Consider the following 16,994-nt stretch of genomic DNA (forward strand, 5'->3'; position numbering starts at 1 on the left):
GTTTTTGGCCCCATAGCACAACTGGATAGGGCAACCGCCTCCTAAGCGGTCGATCTCAGTTCGAGTCTGAGTGGGGTCATTTATATGCGCTAAAACACTTCATCTAAATGAGGTGTTTTTTATTTGGGCAAATGTTGCTGATAATAATTAATTAATTGATTTTTGGGCTTATGGGCGATTATAATGTGTTCTACACGGATTTATATTTTAGGAGGAAATTATATTGAATATCTTAATTGCTTTACTCCCAGCGTTAGGTTGGGGTCTTCTTCCTATTGCAACTGGGTTAATCGGTGGTAAACCAGTTAATCAGTTGATGGGAACTACATATGGAGCGTTAATTATTGCCATCCTTGTGTTTATTTTTAAACAGCCAGTGATCACCATGCAGGACTTTTGGTGGTGTTTACTTTCAGGGATGGCTTGGGCAGTTGGTCAAATGACTCAGTACATGGCCTTTACTCAAATTGGTGTATCACGAACGATGCCAATTTCAACTGGTTTGCAGTTAGTTGGTACTTCAGTTACCGGAGTAATCTTCTTTGGTGAATGGGCTGGCTTAATTCCCAAGCTAGCTGGTTTTGGATCAATTATTTTGATTATCATTGGGGTCTTACTAACAACTTTGAAAGACAATGGCAGTAATGAACCCAAGACGGCTGAAGAGAATGCCGCTCAGCATACTCGGAATGGTTTAATTCTGTTAGTAATTGGCATGTTTGGATATATCGGTTACTCTGATTTTCCAAGGATTGCTAATACCAATGGTTGGTCAGCCTTTCTGCCCCAGACGATCGGGATGGTCATCATGGGAACGATCTTTGTTATTATTAGTGCTTATAAAACCAAGGTTAATCCGTTTAAACAAGCTGTTTCATATAAAAACATTATTACCGGATTTTTGTTCGGATTTGGTGCCTTCTTCTATCTAATCTCGACTGAATTAAACGGAGTGGCCACTGGATTTACGATTTCACAGATGTGTGTTGTCATTTCAACCTTTGGTGGAATTATAATTCTTCACGAACACAAGACAAAGAAAGAACTAGTATTTGTCACACTTGGAATGATTTGTGTCATTCTTGGTGGTGTCATTACAAGTTTTATTTAAAATTTTATCTTTTCAAAAAAGGACACATTTGGTGTCCTTTTTTTGTGACTTTGAATATCGGTTTGATTTAAAAGGTAGTATATTGAACTTGAAGAGAATGGTTAGAAATTATTTTAATTCGGGGGATTAAGTTTGAATATTTTAATTGCATTATTACCAGCTATTGCTTGGGGTATCTTACCAATTTCAATCGGTTTGCTAGGTGGAAAGCCAATTAATCAACTAATGGGTTCTACATATGGAGCCATTTTAATTGCTGTTATTGTCTATTTCATTAAGCAACCAGTGATTTCAAAAGAAGTTTTTTGGCTTTGTCTTCTGTCTGGGATGGCATGGGCAATTGGACAATATACTCAGTACACTGCATTTTCACTGATGGGAGTTTCGTTGTCCATGCCAGTGTCAACTGGTCTTCAGTTGATTGGCAATTCATTAACTGGAGTAATTGTTTTTGGTGAATGGGCGGGTTTGATTCCAAAGTTAGCTGGATTCGGATCGATTATTTTAATTATTTTGGGTGTTTTACTAACTACCAAAAAAGACAGAACGTTAGCACCAAAAACTGAGGAAGAAAAGCAACAGGTTAATATTAGAAAGGGTATTTTAGTTTTAATCGTCGGAACTTTTGGGTATGTTGGCTATTCGGCATTCCCAAAAGTTGCTAATACTAATGGATGGGCAGCGTTTCTCCCTCAAACCATTGGAATGGTCGTGATGGGAACTATCTTTGCCTGCTTTATAATATTTAAAACCAAGGTTAATCCGTTTAAAGAAGTGGCTACCTATAAAAATATTATCAGTGGTTTCTTGTTTGGATTTGGTGCTTTAACCTATTTGATTTCAACCGAATTAAATGGAGTAGCAACTGGATTTACGATTTCGCAAATGTGTGTTGTCATATCAACCTTTGGTGGAATCATCTTTTTACACGAACACAAAACTAAAAGAGAACTTTTATATATTACCATTGGAATGATTTTCGTCATTATCGGAGGAGTCATTACTAGTTTTATTAAGTAAAAGAAGAGGTGGCTAGTGCTATTTTAAAGCTTAATTTTAAAAGATGGTGTTGAAAACTGGCATGAAACCGTATACAATTAATTTATAGCGTTGTTTTAATTTAATAATTGGAAAGAGGAAAAGAAATGTCATACATGCCCTTCATAGTGTTGATTTTAGGAATCGCACTTCTCCTTTTCATGATCATCAAACTTAAGCTAAATACTTTTGTTTCCTTGATCATCACAGCTATTTTAGTTGCGCTTGGATTAGGAATGAACCCAGCATCAATTGCCGATGCCATTAAGACTGGTATTGGTAGTACATTAGGTGAATTGGCCATCGTCTTCGGATTCGGTGCCATGATCGGTCGTTTGGTTTCTGATTCTGGTGGTTCGTATCGAATCGCCAAGACGCTGATCGACAAATTTGGAAAGAAGCGATTACAGATTGCGATCGTAATTGCTTCGTTCATTATCGGAATGTCATTGTTCTTCGAAGTTGGATTGGTATTACTTACCCCAATCGTCTTCGCGGTTGCCCTTGAAGCCGATGTACCATTTGTTTATCTAGGAATTCCAATGGCGGCTGCATTGTCAGCAACCCAGGGATTCTTACCACCACAACCTGCTCCAACTGCTGTTGCCACAGCCTTGGGCGCTAATATTGGTGAGGTATTGCTCTTTGGTATCATTGTTGCAATTCCAGCTGTTTTAATTGCGGGTCCTGTCTTTACGAAGTTTGCTGAGAAGTTTGTTCCGAGCGCGTTCGTAGTCAAGAAGAGCCTGCCAGCTTTTGGTGAAGTTAAAGAATACAAATTAGATGAAACTCCTAGTTTTGGTCTTTCGGTTTTAACTTCATTATTACCAGCTATTTTCATGGCGGTTAATACCATTTACCAGTTAGTTTTCCATGGCGGGAAAGCAGTTGCTAAGCCATCAGGATTTGATGCTATTATCTCGATGTTAGGTAACCCAATGATTGCCATGGTAATCGCTTTAGTATTTGCCATCTGGTCAATGGGCTTCCATCGTGGTAAGAAAATGAGTGACGTTTCTAAGAGTATTGAAGCCTCCGTTAAATCAATTGCCATGCTTCTATTGGTTATTGGTGGTGGTGGTGCCTTCAAGCAAGTCTTGATTGATGGTGGTGTTGGTGATGCCGTTAAGAACATCATGATGCACTCATCACTATCTCCAATCATCCTTGGCTGGTTAGTTGCCGTTATTCTTCGTGTATCGCTAGGTTCAGCTACGGTGGCTGGAATGACTGCTGCCGGACTTGTTATGCCACTGATGTCTTCATTGAACGTTAACCCAGTAATGATGGCCTTAGCCATTGGTGCTGGATCACTTGCCGCATCACACGTTAATGATGCCGGATTCTGGATGTTCAAAGAATACTTTGACTTAACTATGAAACAAACTTTCTCAATTTGGACGGTGTTAGAAACCGTGATTTCAGTTGTGGGGCTAATAATGGTCTTGATTCTGAATGGAATTCTGGGAATGTTCTAAGTTAGTTAATAAATTCAAAAAGACTTCACTTTATGTGAAGTCTTTTTTGTATAAAAAAGCCACCTATAATTTATAGGTGGCTACCAGTTAAACTATGCTTCGTCCTTAATGATGTACTGAGGACGGTGTTTCGTTTCTAAATAAATTTTTCCAATGTATTTTCCTAGAATGCCCAAACAGAAGAGTTGGATTCCACCGATTAGGAGAATAATTGATACTAAAGAAGGCCAACCAGATACGGCTCCTCCAAAGAATAATGCCCTGATAACGACAAAAGCAATCCCAACGAGTGAGAGTAAAAATGAGATTATCCCAACGTAAGTGGCAAAGGTTAGTGGGGCATCAGAGAAATCAATAATTCCTTCCATCGAGTATTCTACCAATTGTGAGAAAGACCAATGAGTTTCTCCAGCAGCCCGAGGGACCCCCTGATATTCTAAATATTTGGTGTTAAAACCAACCCAAGCAAAGATTCCTTTTGAGAATCGATTGTATTCTGTTAGTTCATTTACTGCATCGACGTAACGTCGAGACATTAGACGATAATCTCGAACGTTAGGTTTAATTTTAACGTCTGACATTTTATCGATGATCTTATAAAACATCGAAGAACAGAAAGCTCGAACTGGATTTTGCTTTCTGCTTGTTTGGACACACCCAACGCAATCATAGTCCCGGGTCTGAATAATTTTGAGCATTTTAGGAAGGAGTTCCGGCGGATCTTGGAGATCAACGTCCATTAATGCAATGTAATTGCCTTTGGCATTTCTTAGCCCAGCAGCCATTCCAGCTTCTTTCCCGAAGTTTCTTGAAAATGAGATGAAGTGAACGGTGTCAGGATGTTTTTCGTGAAGATTTTTAATGATCTTAAAGGTATTGTCACTTGATCCATCATTTATAAAAAGGTAATCAGGCTCATACTTTTCACCGTCTTTATTCATTTGTGCAAAAACCTTTTCCACAGTTTTGTAGAAAAGTTCAATTGATTCCTGTTCATTATAACAAGGAACAATCAGACTAATTTTTTCCAAAATTAATTACTCCTTAGTACTTGGCAATTAAACTTTTAAATTCAAAAATACATTACCAATTATTTACAGATTGTTTAATATCATTTTATCATTATTTAAAGTGGTTTGGCATCGGAATTGGGTAAATCTTTTGATATACTTAAGGTACTAGGCAAATGGGAGGGATTAAATGTGACCAGACCAATTAAAGTTATGACTGTTTTTGGAACTCGACCGGAGGCCATTAAGATGGCTCCAATTATTTTAGAGATGAAGCGAAATCGAAACAAGTTTAAACCAATCACAGTGGTCACGGGTCAACATCGTGAAATGCTTAAGCAAGTTCTCGATATTTTCAAAATCACCCCCGATTATAATTTAAACATTATGAAGAATGATCAAACACTTGGAGATATTACTGTTTCTGTGATCACTAAGTTAGGTCCAATTATTTCTAAAACTAATCCAGATATTATTCTAGTTCATGGTGATACTACGAGTACGTTTGCCGCTTCAGTGGTTGCTTTTTATCATAAAAAAATGTTAGGTCACGTTGAAGCAGGGCTGCGTACTCATAATAAATATTCCCCATATCCAGAGGAAATGAATCGTCAATTAACGGATGTTTTAGCTGACTTGTACTTTGCACCCACGGAGTTAAGTAAGCAAAATTTAATAAAAGAGAATCATCTGGGGTCAAACATCTTTGTTACCGGGAATACTGCCATTGATGCCCTTCATCAAACGGTGAGTGATAATTATCATCATTCGATCTTAGATAACATTGATGATGGACAGCGGATCATCTTACTTACAATGCATCGGCGCGAAAATCTAGGTGAACCAATGAAACGAACGTTTCAAGCAATTAAACAAGTTGTTGATTCACATCCTGATGTGGATGTGGTTTATCCAGTTCATCTTAATCCAGTGGTTCAAAAGATGGCCCAACAGATTTTTAAGGGCGATTCTCGTATCCATTTGATTGCACCTTTAGATGTGGTTGATTTTCATAATATGGCTGCTCGGAGTTATTTTATTATATCTGACTCTGGTGGGGTTCAAGAAGAAGCTCCTTCACTTGGAAAGCCCGTTTTGGTTCTTAGAGAATCGACTGAACGCCCCGAAGGAGTTAAAGCGGGCACTTTGAGATTAGTTGGGACTGATCCTAAGGCCATTAAAGATGCGATGGAGGACTTACTTGATAATCCAGATGAATACCGAAAGATGGCTGATGCTCATAATCCTTATGGGGATGGAACGGCAGCTAAGCAAATTTTATCTGCAATTGAGGCAACTTTTAAAGGAGAGTCCTAGCTTGTGGAACTAAAAACAAATCAAAAAGTAATTTCATTTGTTAAGTTAGTTATGAAACATTTTAAGATGGGAAACGTTTCTGATTCTGCCATCGTCTTGGCGTATTATTCCCTCTTATCACTGTTTCCAATTTTAATTATGATTGGTAGCATCATTAAACTTTTACATGGAGATCCTAATGATATCTTAATGTATATCAGAACCGCGGTTCCGTCATCGATTTATACGATGCTTTTGCCCATGATTAAGTCAGCTTTTGATAATAATAATAGTGGTGGTAGCTTATCGATTGGGTTGTTGCTGGTAATTTGGTCAGCTAGTCAGGCGATGGCAGCATTTCAACGAACGGTTAACCGAACTTACGGAGTAGCTGACACTCAGAATGCCATCACGAATCGTTTAATTTCATTTGTATGGATGCTTTTACTGGTACTCTTATTGATTGTTTTAATGATTTTGCAAGGGTTTGGTCAAGAAATTATCACGTACTTGAGACCAATTCTGCATCTTTCAACCATTGCAACGCAAGTGGTGGCATCCATTCGAATTCCATTTATTATTTCTGGGTCTTTCATAGTTGTGATGCTTTTGTACTATTTTGTGCCAAGTGTTAAGACCAAGATTCGTTATACAATTCTAGGATCAGCGATATCTGTGCTTGGTTTAATGATTTTGTCACAAGCTTTTTCGCTAATCATTGAGTACTTTTTTAGAAATATTACCGCTTATAAGACGTTAGGAACTTTTATAGTAGTGATGTTGTGGTTATATTTTATTGGACTCGTGCTGATGTTTGGTGCCGTTATTAATGCCAGTGTACAAGAGTACTTTACTGGTAACATTGAATCAACAAACGGATCCGTTCGGTCTATTATTTCTAGTGCACGTAAATTTCGTTCCAAAAAGAAAAACACCACCCAGGATTAGGTGGTGATGTTTTTTGCTAAATTATTTTTCGGTGGATTTCACCAGTTCACGAGAAAACTGGTCAAGAACTTTGATGTCATCTTCATCAGGTTCAAGATTGATTTTGACGCTTTTAGCTCCTTGAGTAGCGTTAGTTTTCCTTAAAGCTTTGGTAAATGCGTCGACGGCAACGTTATAATATTCTTGATAAAAAACGTCTCCAGAACCAGCCACTCCAAAAACTTTTCCTTTTAGGTTCAGTGAATCTAAATCTTCAAAAAAGTCCATCCCTTCTTCAGGGAGAGCTCCTTCGTCGTAAGTGTATGGACATATAACAATAATATCGGTATCTTTAAGTTCGTCCGCGTCGGTTTGAGAAATTTCAGATTCTTCGACATCTACGCCGAGGTCCTCAAGTCCCTCGGTGACGATATCAGCAACGTCTTCGTTATTACCAGTAATGGTGGCGTAAATCACGTGTGCTTTTGGCATGAGTGAAACCACTTCCTTTGTAGTGTTTTCAAATAAGTATATCAGAATAGTTTCAAATTGTTAATTTGATGGGAGTTAGCGCTGATGGATAAGCAAAATGCAAATAAATTAAAGGTCACAAAAATTGCTTCGCAAAAAAGACCGGGAAGATATAATGTATACGTCAATGATCATTATGCTTTTCCTGTGAGTGAAGAAGTGATGATTCAGTTTGGGATCTTCAAGGGATCTGAGTTAAGCCAAGGTGAGATTGACAAAATTAAGGCGGCGGACGATGTTTCAAAGTTATATAATAAGGCTATTGATTTTATTTCGTATCAGACTCGTTCAAAAAAAGAGGTTAGAGATAAGTTAAAATCATATTCAGACAACCTTGAAGCAGTCGATGAAGCGGTTGAAAAACTAGAACAGATTAATCTACTTAATGATGAACATTATGCTGACACCTACGTCAAAGGAATTGTTGAACAACAGAATAAGGGTCCCATGGCTGTTTCAAGGTATTTAAAACAAAAGGGAATTGCAGATGAATACATAAATGAGGCAATTTCAGTTAATTATTCGAGCGAAATGACGCTTAAAAATGGTAAAAAGCAGGCCCAAAAAATCTTTGCTCATAATCAGCGATATCCCTTTAACAAACGGATGCAAAAAACTAAGACGGCTTTGTACCGAAAGGGATACTCATTTGATTATATTGATACAATCATTAGTGAATTAGACTTTCAAAGTGATGTCGATCATCAAAATGAGTTACTTGCTAAAGAGGGTAACAAGGCTTGGAATAAGTATAAGAAGTATAATGATATGAGTCGACGTCAGAAAGCCAAGCAGTTGTTATATCGAAAGGGCTTTGATCTTGATGATATTGATCAATTTTTGGACACAAAAGAAAATTAATTGGAGTGAATCAAATGAATAGATTTAAAAATTCGGCTTTATTTTTTTGGACGGTTGAGATTTTGATTGCAGTTGGAATCGTTTATTTATGTTCCAAAATTAGTTTTGTTTTTTCGCCGATTGTAATTTTTGTGTCAACGATCTTCGTTCCACTCTTGTTAGCGGGATTCTTGTATTACATGTTAAATCCGATCGTTAACCTCCTAATGAAAATAAAAATCACAAAAACAAAACACATTAATCGTACCTGGGCCACCGCCATCGTATTTTTGATTGTGATTGGGGTTATTGTTTACATGGCGTTTTCATTTGTACCACGGTTGATTACTCAGGTGGCTAACATGGTAGGGGCAGCGCCTGAATTTGCTAAACAAGGGCAGACATTACTAACTAAAATCACACGTTATGGATTTTTAAAAAAAGTGGACTGGCGTCCCATTGTTGACAAGATTCAGTCCTCATATTCATCGTATTTGAAAACAGTTTTGGCTAATTTGACGAATAGTGCGGGAACGATTATTTCGATGGCAACGAACGTGGTTATCACGGCAATTACTGTTCCTGTCATTCTGTTTTACATGTTAAAGGATGGAAACAAACTACTTCCAAGCATTGAAAAGTTAACTCCCGGACTTTCCAAACACCACAGGAAACAAACGGTAACGCTACTTAAAAAAATGAATCATACCCTCTCACGTTACATCGGTGGCCAGGTTATTGAGTGTCTGTTTGTTGGAACGTTTACCACTTTAGGATACTTTCTGATCGGCCAAAAGTATGCTCTTTTGCTCGGGGTCTTTGCCGGATTATGTAATATCATCCCGTACGTTGGTCCCTACATTGGAATTATTCCATCACTTTTTGTTGCTTTTTCAGATAATATTATGCAAGTTATCTGGGTAATTGTGGTAGTCATTATTGTTCAACAAATTGATGGAAACTTGGTGTACCCGAATGTGATTGGGAAATCATTAAAGATTCATCCACTAACTATTATTATCATTTTACTTGCAGCTGGCCACATTGCTGGGTTGTTTGGGATGATTCTAGCCATTCCAGTTTATGCGATTGCGAAGGTTGTGATTGAATATTGTTACAATATTTGGTTAGTTCAACATGACGATTCGAACTCCACTAATTCAGCAAAAACTAATTCATCTGAAAATGAGCCAAATTAAACTTTAGTTATGGATCGTGAATTTTATTGACGATAATGGAAGATATGCTAACATTTAGTTGTTGATAAATAGGAGTATTAATTATGGTCTTCTGACAGGAGATATTATGACGAAAGTAATTACGTATGGCACATTTGATCTGCTTCACAAGGGTCATGTGCGTTTATTAAAACGTGCTCGTGAATTAGGTGATTCATTGACGGTAGGTCTTTCGACGGATGAGTTTAATGCCGTAAAGGGGAAACGTGCTTATAATTCTTATGAGGATCGTAAGTACATTTTAGACGCTATCCGCTACGTTGACGAAGTAATTCCTGAAAAGGGATGGAACCAGAAGATTCAAGATATTAAAGATCATAAGATTGATATCTTTGTGATGGGTGACGATTGGAAGGGTAAGTTTGACTTTCTTAAAGAGTATTGTAAAGTAATTTATTTGCCGCGAACCCAAGGAATTTCAACGTCTAAGATCAAGTCTGATTTAGGCGTCACGAGCCAAAAGGATTGGAAAGATTAGTTTGAGTCCAAGGATTCTTCGTTTTATTTCTTAGAATGTTTTAGTTTAAGGGGAGCAAAATGAAACAAGCATTTTTTTTGGTAACTTCAGTTCATGGAGCTGAAAAGCCCCGATTTAAAGAACGATTGGAAAGAATGATCGATGACGGGAATTCAGTTAAAGTTGTAATTTCCATTTTAAACTATGATCAATCACAGTACGTGGCCACTTTGATTAGGAAGTTATCTGATTCTTTTCATCAGCAAGTGCAATTAGAAATCACCCAATTGTTTGACGTTTTTAGTAAACAACGTGGAATTTTTGATCAAAATCATGATTTAAATAACGATTTAACCCAATTTGACGTTCACGACAGAGTGGTTAAGGGTCAGTCCGTTCAAGTCTACAGTGACCATAATGGGGTGGTTCGAGCTGAACGAAAGGAAATTTTGGCTGGGTCAGGTTTATTCAAAGTGATCTTTTATGATGGGCCCTACGTTAGTAAAACGATTTATTATGACAATCATGATAACGCTACTGCTGTTTTCAAACGGATTAATGATGAACATCAAGTAATTAAATTTTTAAATCAACGTGGTGACGTGGCATGTCGGGTGGATCAAAGTAACGGTGGAGCAGCTCAGATTTTTTATCTTAGTAAAACCTCGGTTGTTTCACCTCCAGAAACAAGTTTAAAGATTGCTAGACCAACTAGTGATTTAATCGATTATGATGTTAATCTTGGTAATTTGAAGTATTTGTCTAAAGGTTCAGATGCTCGATCATATGTCATTTCAGACTATGGCAATGCAAGCCGTTATAGTGATATTTCAGCATTTAACGTTGCTTTAGTTAATAAGTATGCTGAAGGTAAGGAGACTACCATTTTTATCGATTTGGATGATATGGTTAACTTTTCTAAATATCTTGGTCAAAACGTGATTTTCAACTATTAAGGAGAAATAATGCGAGCAATACTTTCTAACGTTATACCAAAACAAACAAAGTTGAAAATTGAATTTGAGTTAATTAATCCTAGTTACGCTGATGAAGATGCAACTGTTACTTTGATTGAAAAAGAAAGCTTAGCCTCAATCACCGTCCCTATTCTTAAAGGGGATGTAAGTGGCAATGAGGCAGCAATTATAATTGATCCAAATAAATTTCACTTTGACTCCGTGGGACAGGATGAATTTGAATGGCAACTCTATTATTCGTGTGGTAATAGTGACCATCGAACCCTTATTCAAGTTGAAAGTGAATACGTGAATGCCGTTCGGCGGATTGGGTTAAATGCTTATTATCAATATGAGATTGACCCGTCTGGCATGGCAGTCTTTTATGTCAGAACGAACCGATCTAAAAAGCAATTTGTGATGAACTCGGTTAATTTGCTTGGTGGCGGTAATTTACGATTAACGGGGTTTAACCACATTGACGGTAAAAAACTTGATCAAATGGCAATTGTAATTAAGCAAGCAAGTGATCAAAGCAAACGACTTTATCCGATTACCGATTCACCTTTTCAAGGGATTTTTGCGATTACCATTCCGCTTAAAGAGCTAAAGGATGAAGATACATATCGTTTGTATATCAGGTATGACTATCATGGTAAGCATTTTCAGCAAAGATTGGTGATGGATGTTTCGCTTTCATCGTTTAAAACCGTTTCTCACTTAGGTGATAATCGTGAATTAGTATTAAAAGAGGGAAAGCAGGGTCAACTTCGTGTTATTAAAAGAAGATGGCCGTCTCCTACAAAAAGACTTACTAAGTTTTACGGAAAAGCTAAGCATTTGTGGAAATTGTTTAAAATCTTATTAAGTAAAGTTAATCGTTTGCGCTTACGAAAGTTGTTTAAACGGGGGCATACACCATTTGCTACTACGACGATCGTGTTTGAGAGCTTTGGTGGACGTCAGGTGAGTGATAGTCCTTATGCTATCTATCAGGTGTTTAAAAAATTACATCCTAAGATTAACTTTGTGTGGTCCATTCAAAAGTCACAAAAGCAATTTTGTAAGGATCATAACATTAATTATGTAATTAAAAATACGGGACGTTGGGTTCGTACCATGGGAAAGGCTAAGGTATGGATTAGCAATGCTAGATTTCCTGCCTGGGTCGTTAAACCAGACTATGTAACGTATGTTCAAACTTGGCATGGCACACCATTAAAGAAGTTAGGGTTAGATATTGAACGAGTTTCAATGCCTGGTACGACAACCAATAAGTACCATGATAACTTTGTTAAAGAAGCTAATCGTTGGGATGCATTGATTTCACCAAATGATTTTTCAACCAAGGTCTTTAGAAGTGCCTTCGGGTATGAAAACAAGATTTTAAAGGTGGGATATCCAAGAAATGATGAATTGATTAACGGGAATAATCCTACTGAGATTAATAAGATTAAGGATCGATTGGGAATCCCACGGGACAAGAAAGTTGTCCTATATGCTCCTACTTACCGAGATAATCAGTTTGAGAGCAAGGGGAAATATACTTTTAAGCTACCGTTTAGTTTGGAAGAGTTCAAACAACACTTTGGAAGTGATACTGTCCTAATTCTACGGATGCACTACTTGATTTCGAATGCATTAGACGTCTCTGATTACAAAGGGTTCGTCTATGACCTATCGAACTATTCCAACATTTCTGATTTATATTTAATTTCAGATTTGCTGGTAACCGACTATTCCTCAGTCTTTTTTGACTACGCCTACCTTAAACGGCCAATTTTGTTCTATCCTTATGACTATCACGTGTATAAGGATGAGTTGCGTGGCTTTTACTTGAATTATGAACGAGATTTGCCTGGAAGGATCGTCTATGATTCTGATGAGTTAATGAAGGGAATCTCAACTGATTTAAAAGACGAAAACGTTGAAAACGATCCTAAATTTATGCAATTTTACAATCGCTTCTGTCGGATTAACGATGGACTTAGTTCGATTAAGACGATTGATTATGTGATGCAACAAATTCGTTAAAAATAATCCGGAGTTTTCCGGATTTTTTGTTTGTTTGATGGTATACAATTAATCTATAACAGAAAGGAAGTAAAGATGAAAAAAGCAGACCTAGAAAAAGAAGTCGATAAACGAAGAACGTTTGCCATTATTTCCCATCCTGATGCTGGGAAAACCACTATCACCGAACAGCTACTCCTCTTTGGTGGGATTGTTCGGGAAGCTGGAACCGTTAAGGCTAAAAAAAGTGGAAATTTTGCTAAGTCAGATTGGATGGAAATTGAACAGAAGCGTGGAATTTCAGTTACTAGTTCGGTTATGCAGTTCGATTATCAGGGAAAAAGGATTAACATTCTTGATACACCGGGACATGAAGATTTTTCAGAAGACACTTACCGGACTCTTATGGCAGTGGATTCTGCCGTGATGGTGATTGACGCCGCTAAGGGGATTGAACCGCAAACTAAAAAGTTATTTAAAATTTGTAAAATGCGTGGAATTCCAATTTTTACTTTCATGAATAAGCTTGATCGTGATAGCAAGGATCCCATGGAATTAATCGATCAATTGGAAGATGTACTGGGAATTGAGGCTTATCCGATGAACTGGCCCATTGGCTCTGGTCGAATTTTAAAGGGGCTGTACGACCGTTATGATCATCGAGTTGAACTTTATAAACCAGAAACGGATGGTCAGAACTTTATTAAACTAGATGATGATGGCAATCTTATTGGAGATAACTCACTAGCAGACGATAGCATTTATCAAGATGCTAGAAGTGAAATGGATTTAATCTCTGAAGCTGGGAATCAATTTAGCAGAGAAAAAATTGCCAAGGGTGATCAAACACCAGTCTTCTTTGGCTCAGCGTTGGTTAACTTTGGGGTTAAAACTTTTTTAGACGCTTATTTGAAGCTCTCACCAGCTCCAGGTCCTCACAAAACTCTTCAAGGAAATGAAATTGAGCCAACAGCACCAGAATTTTCTGGATTTGTGTTTAAGATTCAGGCTAATATGAATCCACGTCATCGTGATCGAATTGCCTTTGTACGAATTTGCTCTGGTGAATTTCAAAAAGGCATGGATGTTACCCTTGATCGTACCCGGAAGCCGATCCGTTTATCAAACGTTACTGAATTTATGGCTAATACGCGTGAAAACGTTCAAACAGCGGTTGCTGGAGATATTATTGGTCTTTATGATACTGGTAATTTTCAGATTGGCGACACCATTTATACCGGCAAAAAACCGATTGCGTTTGAAAAGCTGCCACAGTTCACTCCAGAACTATTTATGAGAGTTTCAGCCAAAAACGTTATGAAGCAGAAGTCGTTTCATAAGGGCATTCAACAATTAGTACAAGAGGGAGCCATTCAGCTCTACACTAATTACAGCACGGGACAGTATATCTTGGGAGCAGTTGGTCAGCTTCAGTTTGAAGTATTTCAGTTTCGAATGAAAAATGAATATAACTCAGATGTTGTGATGGAACCAATGGGGCATAAAATTGCCCGGTGGATTGACCCTGACCAGCTGGACGAAAAGATGTCTTCGTCTAGAAATATTTTAGTACGGGATCAAAAGGGGGATCCGTTATTCCTTTTTGAAAATGAGTTTGCAGAACGCTGGTTTAAAGATAAATATCCTGATGTCAAGTTAACTGCCAAGCTTTAGGATTGAATTGACGTAATATTCGATATAAACTAGTTTTTGTGAAAGGTGGATATGAATTATGAAAAAGTTAAGTGCTTGTACCAGTGTGATGGTTGGTAAAGACGCTAGTGTTGATGGGTCAACGATGATTTCTAGAAATGATGATACCTTTTTACCATTAACTCCTCAACGTTTTTATGTTCAACCTGCATATCATGACGAGGACAAAGTTTGGAAATCCAACCAAAATGGTTTTACTGCCCCAATGCCAAAGTCGGGTTACCGAATTTTGATGACACCGAACGCTGACGTTAAAAAAGAAGGCGTTTATGCTGAAAGTGGATTTAATGAAAAGAATGTTGCAATGAGTGCCACTGAAAGTGTTTATGGAAACGAGCATGCTTTAGCTCATGATCCGCTTGTTCAGCACGGACTGGCTGAAGATTCTTTACAATCGATGGTTCTCCCTTACATTAATTCTGCAAGGGATGGAGTTACTTATCTGGGAAATTTAATCAAAAAGTATGGTTCACCAGAGGGAAATGGGGTCCTTTTTAGTGACAATAACGAAGTCTGGTACATGGAGATCGTTACTGGTCACCACTGGGTCGCACAGCGAATTCCTGACGATTGTTATGCGGTCGTAGCAAACGAAGTTGCAATTCAACAGGTTGACTTTGATGATCCAGAAAATTTTATGTATTCCGATGGGTTACAAGAGTTTGTTGAAAAGTACCAGTTAAATCCTGATAAAGAGGGATTTAATTTTAGACACATCTTTGGAACTCATAATGAATTTGATCACCATTACAACACACCTCGAGTTTGGTATGGCCAAAGGGTGCTGAATCCCGAGATTGAGCAGGAGCCAACCTCAAATGACCTCCCGTTTATTAGAAAAGCAAGCCGTAAAATTGAAGTTAGTGATGTTGAGTTTATTTTGAGTTCTCATTATAACGAAACCAAATATGATCCATTAGCTAAGGATCCAGAGGAATCGAATACTCAGTTTAGACCAATTTCAATGAATCGAACCCAAAATTCACATGTTCTGCAAATTAGAAATGATGTAAGTGATAAATGTTCGGCAATTATGTGGCTAAATTTTGGAATTCCCGCCTTTAGTCCATATGTTCCTTTTTTTGCGAACGTTGACGAGACTGATCCAAGTTATGAGGTTACCCCTCTAACGATGGATGATAAGAGCGCATACTGGATGTATCGTAAACTATCGATGATCGTTGAATCTCATTACAGTAATTTTATTCAACAGGATCGTGATTTTAAGAAACATGCTAACGAGTTATTTTTAGGGCATATATCAGATACGATGGGTCAAGCTGCTAATATGAATGATCAGGACGCATCTGAATTTTTGAAAGATCAGAATCAGCAATTGGTCAAAGAAATGAGGAGTCGAATCTATCAATTTATGCATGAATTGATGGAAAAGGGTCTTACACTCTCTAAATTGACGTATAACATGGATAAAAATTTGTAAAAAATCCCACTCAATAAGAGTGGGATTTTTTTAGGTTAGACGTTTGTCATTGTTATGGGTACGAATCGTGGATCGCTTTTTGATCCATTGTGATCCGCCGAGATTTAACCAATCATCTTGATTAGTTCGAATTTCTGTAAAGACACGCCAAGTTGATCCAGCTGGCAAAATTTGATCGTATTTTTGCTTTCGCACCGGTGAATCATAAACGGAAGTGGGGATTTTCATTTTGACTAAATAATTGACTGACTGAACCACTTTCCAGTTAGAACGTCGGTAATATAAGATGATATTTTTGGTTTTATTTGTGAATTGACCGGTTAAGTCACCAACCGATAGGTGAAGCTGGTAGTTAGGAATCACAGGAGCCTTTAGTGTAAACTGCTGGTTTAATGGACCATTCACGATTTTGGGAGGGAGAAGCAAGCGAAATGAATCAAAATCAAAACAGTAAACGCTAACTGGTTGGCTTAACTTAGGGATGTAATGAAACTTGATTAGTTGTTTTTTTGCTTGCATTTTTTTAGTCATTCCATCAACACTAACTAATATGTAGTTTTTTATTTTGGGAACGATGAAATTAATTGGATCACCAACTGAACCACTAATGATTTCAGTTGATTTTAATTGATTCCCGTTTTGATCGACAAATTCCATAAAAACTGTACTTGGGGTTCTGATAACCTCTTTTTTAGGAGTTGATTGATGATTTTCGGCAGGTAATGGAGTGGTGGTATGAATTGATTTTGGTTTGTTTAAAGAAATTTCGGATGGATCTATGGAGGTTGTCGTCTTTTTAACGTTGTTTTGTCTGATTGGTCTTTTCATCCGATGTTTTGAATGCTTGTAGTTATGATTATTTTTTGAAAAGATTTTTTTCATCCAATTAAACATAATTTTCCTCCAAAGATGGTTTATATTGATTTTACCATTTCTGGAAATAAA

The 16,994-nt window shown here is 37.5% G+C and carries 15 protein-coding genes and 1 tRNA gene; 13 read left to right on the plus strand and 3 right to left on the minus strand.

Annotation, left to right across the window (positions count from 1 at the left end):
• Positions 1-6: 6 nt before the first annotated feature.
• The 4 genes from AC6UD4_RS01855 (at position 7) to AC6UD4_RS01870 (ending at position 3,627) form a co-directional block, all read left to right on the plus strand.
• Positions 7-79: transfer RNA gene (locus AC6UD4_RS01855), tRNA-Arg, on the plus strand.
• A gap of 144 nt (positions 80-223) precedes the next feature.
• Entirely contained in the window at positions 224-1,111 is an 888-nt protein-coding gene (locus AC6UD4_RS01860) for a GRP family sugar transporter (RefSeq protein ID WP_500693583.1), read from the plus strand.
• 132 nt (positions 1,112-1,243) lie between these two features.
• Positions 1,244-2,131, plus strand: a complete 888-nt coding sequence (locus tag AC6UD4_RS01865) for a GRP family sugar transporter (RefSeq protein WP_500693584.1) — start codon at positions 1,244-1,246, stop codon at positions 2,129-2,131.
• Positions 2,132-2,265: 134 nt separating this feature from the next.
• Positions 2,266-3,627 carry a gluconate:H+ symporter gene (locus tag AC6UD4_RS01870; protein ID WP_500693612.1) on the plus strand — a complete coding sequence of 454 codons (1,362 nt, stop codon included), beginning with the start codon at positions 2,266-2,268 and terminating at the stop codon, positions 3,625-3,627.
• A gap of 92 nt (positions 3,628-3,719) precedes the next feature.
• Here the strand turns inward: AC6UD4_RS01870 and AC6UD4_RS01875 are convergent, their stop codons facing one another.
• Positions 3,720-4,658, minus strand: coding sequence for a glycosyltransferase family 2 protein (locus tag AC6UD4_RS01875; RefSeq protein WP_500693585.1), 939 nt, complete (start codon positions 4,656-4,658; stop codon positions 3,720-3,722).
• Between the two features lie 192 nt (positions 4,659-4,850).
• On the opposite strand from AC6UD4_RS01875, the gene wecB reads away from it, so the two are divergent.
• Together wecB and AC6UD4_RS01885 are read left to right on the plus strand one after the other, a co-directional pair.
• Positions 4,851-5,954 carry a non-hydrolyzing UDP-N-acetylglucosamine 2-epimerase gene (gene wecB, locus AC6UD4_RS01880; protein ID WP_500693613.1) on the plus strand — a complete coding sequence of 368 codons (1,104 nt, stop codon included), beginning with the start codon at positions 4,851-4,853 and terminating at the stop codon, positions 5,952-5,954.
• 3 nt (positions 5,955-5,957) lie between these two features.
• The gene (locus AC6UD4_RS01885) at positions 5,958-6,881 is read left to right on the plus strand and encodes a YihY/virulence factor BrkB family protein (RefSeq protein ID WP_500693586.1); all 924 of its coding nucleotides are present in this window, start codon (positions 5,958-5,960) and stop codon (positions 6,879-6,881) included.
• A gap of 21 nt (positions 6,882-6,902) precedes the next feature.
• On the opposite strand, the gene AC6UD4_RS01890 is transcribed toward AC6UD4_RS01885, so the two are convergent.
• The gene (locus tag AC6UD4_RS01890) at positions 6,903-7,352 is read right to left on the minus strand and encodes a flavodoxin (RefSeq protein WP_500693587.1); all 450 of its coding nucleotides are present in this window, start codon (positions 7,350-7,352) and stop codon (positions 6,903-6,905) included.
• Between the two features lie 84 nt (positions 7,353-7,436).
• On the opposite strand from AC6UD4_RS01890, the gene recX reads away from it, so the two are divergent.
• The 7 genes from recX (at position 7,437) to AC6UD4_RS01925 (ending at position 16,049) form a co-directional block, all read left to right on the plus strand.
• On the plus strand, positions 7,437-8,252 hold the full coding sequence (recX, locus tag AC6UD4_RS01895) for a recombination regulator RecX (protein ID WP_500693588.1): 816 nt from the start codon (positions 7,437-7,439) through the stop codon (positions 8,250-8,252).
• A 14-nt stretch (positions 8,253-8,266) separates the two neighbouring features.
• Complete coding sequence (locus AC6UD4_RS01900) at positions 8,267-9,430, plus strand: AI-2E family transporter (RefSeq protein WP_500693589.1); 1,164 nt, start codon at positions 8,267-8,269, stop codon at positions 9,428-9,430.
• Between the two features lie 106 nt (positions 9,431-9,536).
• Positions 9,537-9,947 carry a glycerol-3-phosphate cytidylyltransferase gene (gene tagD, locus AC6UD4_RS01905; RefSeq protein WP_500693590.1) on the plus strand — a complete coding sequence of 137 codons (411 nt, stop codon included), beginning with the start codon at positions 9,537-9,539 and terminating at the stop codon, positions 9,945-9,947.
• A 59-nt stretch (positions 9,948-10,006) separates the two neighbouring features.
• Positions 10,007-10,882, plus strand: coding sequence for a hypothetical protein (locus AC6UD4_RS01910; RefSeq protein ID WP_500709624.1), 876 nt, complete (start codon positions 10,007-10,009; stop codon positions 10,880-10,882).
• A gap of 9 nt (positions 10,883-10,891) precedes the next feature.
• Entirely contained in the window at positions 10,892-12,916 is a 2,025-nt protein-coding gene (locus AC6UD4_RS01915) for a CDP-glycerol glycerophosphotransferase family protein (RefSeq protein ID WP_500693592.1), read from the plus strand.
• A gap of 75 nt (positions 12,917-12,991) precedes the next feature.
• Positions 12,992-14,569 (plus strand): peptide chain release factor 3, encoded by a 1,578-nt coding sequence (locus tag AC6UD4_RS01920; protein ID WP_500693593.1) that lies wholly within the window; start codon positions 12,992-12,994, stop codon positions 14,567-14,569.
• A 58-nt stretch (positions 14,570-14,627) separates the two neighbouring features.
• Positions 14,628-16,049, plus strand: a complete 1,422-nt coding sequence (locus tag AC6UD4_RS01925) for a C69 family dipeptidase (RefSeq protein ID WP_500693594.1) — start codon at positions 14,628-14,630, stop codon at positions 16,047-16,049.
• Positions 16,050-16,079: 30 nt separating this feature from the next.
• On the opposite strand, the gene AC6UD4_RS01930 is transcribed toward AC6UD4_RS01925, so the two are convergent.
• Entirely contained in the window at positions 16,080-16,943 is an 864-nt protein-coding gene (locus tag AC6UD4_RS01930) for a MucBP domain-containing protein (protein WP_500709625.1), read from the minus strand.
• Positions 16,944-16,994 lie beyond the last annotated feature (51 nt).

The organism is Fructilactobacillus sp. X3R5C2, from assembly GCF_059901175.1.

What these genes read in the sequence shown, in the direction of transcription:
- AC6UD4_RS01870 (WP_500693612.1), top strand. Translation starts at nt 2,266, where the DNA reads ATGCCCTTCATAGTGTTGATTTTAGGAATCGCACTTCTCCTTTTCATG.
- wecB (WP_500693613.1), top strand. Translation starts at nt 4,851, where the DNA reads ATGACTGTTTTTGGAACTCGACCGGAGGCCATTAAGATGGCTCCAATT.
- AC6UD4_RS01890 (WP_500693587.1), bottom strand. Translation starts at nt 7,352, where the DNA reads ATGCCAAAAGCACACGTGATTTACGCCACCATTACTGGTAATAACGAA.
- recX (WP_500693588.1), top strand. Translation starts at nt 7,437, where the DNA reads ATGGATAAGCAAAATGCAAATAAATTAAAGGTCACAAAAATTGCTTCG.
- AC6UD4_RS01900 (WP_500693589.1), top strand. Translation starts at nt 8,267, where the DNA reads ATGAATAGATTTAAAAATTCGGCTTTATTTTTTTGGACGGTTGAGATT.
- tagD (WP_500693590.1), top strand. Translation starts at nt 9,537, where the DNA reads ATGACGAAAGTAATTACGTATGGCACATTTGATCTGCTTCACAAGGGT.
- AC6UD4_RS01910 (WP_500709624.1), top strand. Translation starts at nt 10,007, where the DNA reads ATGAAACAAGCATTTTTTTTGGTAACTTCAGTTCATGGAGCTGAAAAG.
- AC6UD4_RS01915 (WP_500693592.1), top strand. Translation starts at nt 10,892, where the DNA reads ATGCGAGCAATACTTTCTAACGTTATACCAAAACAAACAAAGTTGAAA.
- AC6UD4_RS01920 (WP_500693593.1), top strand. Translation starts at nt 12,992, where the DNA reads ATGAAAAAAGCAGACCTAGAAAAAGAAGTCGATAAACGAAGAACGTTT.
- AC6UD4_RS01925 (WP_500693594.1), top strand. Translation starts at nt 14,628, where the DNA reads ATGAAAAAGTTAAGTGCTTGTACCAGTGTGATGGTTGGTAAAGACGCT.
- AC6UD4_RS01930 (WP_500709625.1), bottom strand. Translation starts at nt 16,943, where the DNA reads ATGTTTAATTGGATGAAAAAAATCTTTTCAAAAAATAATCATAACTAC.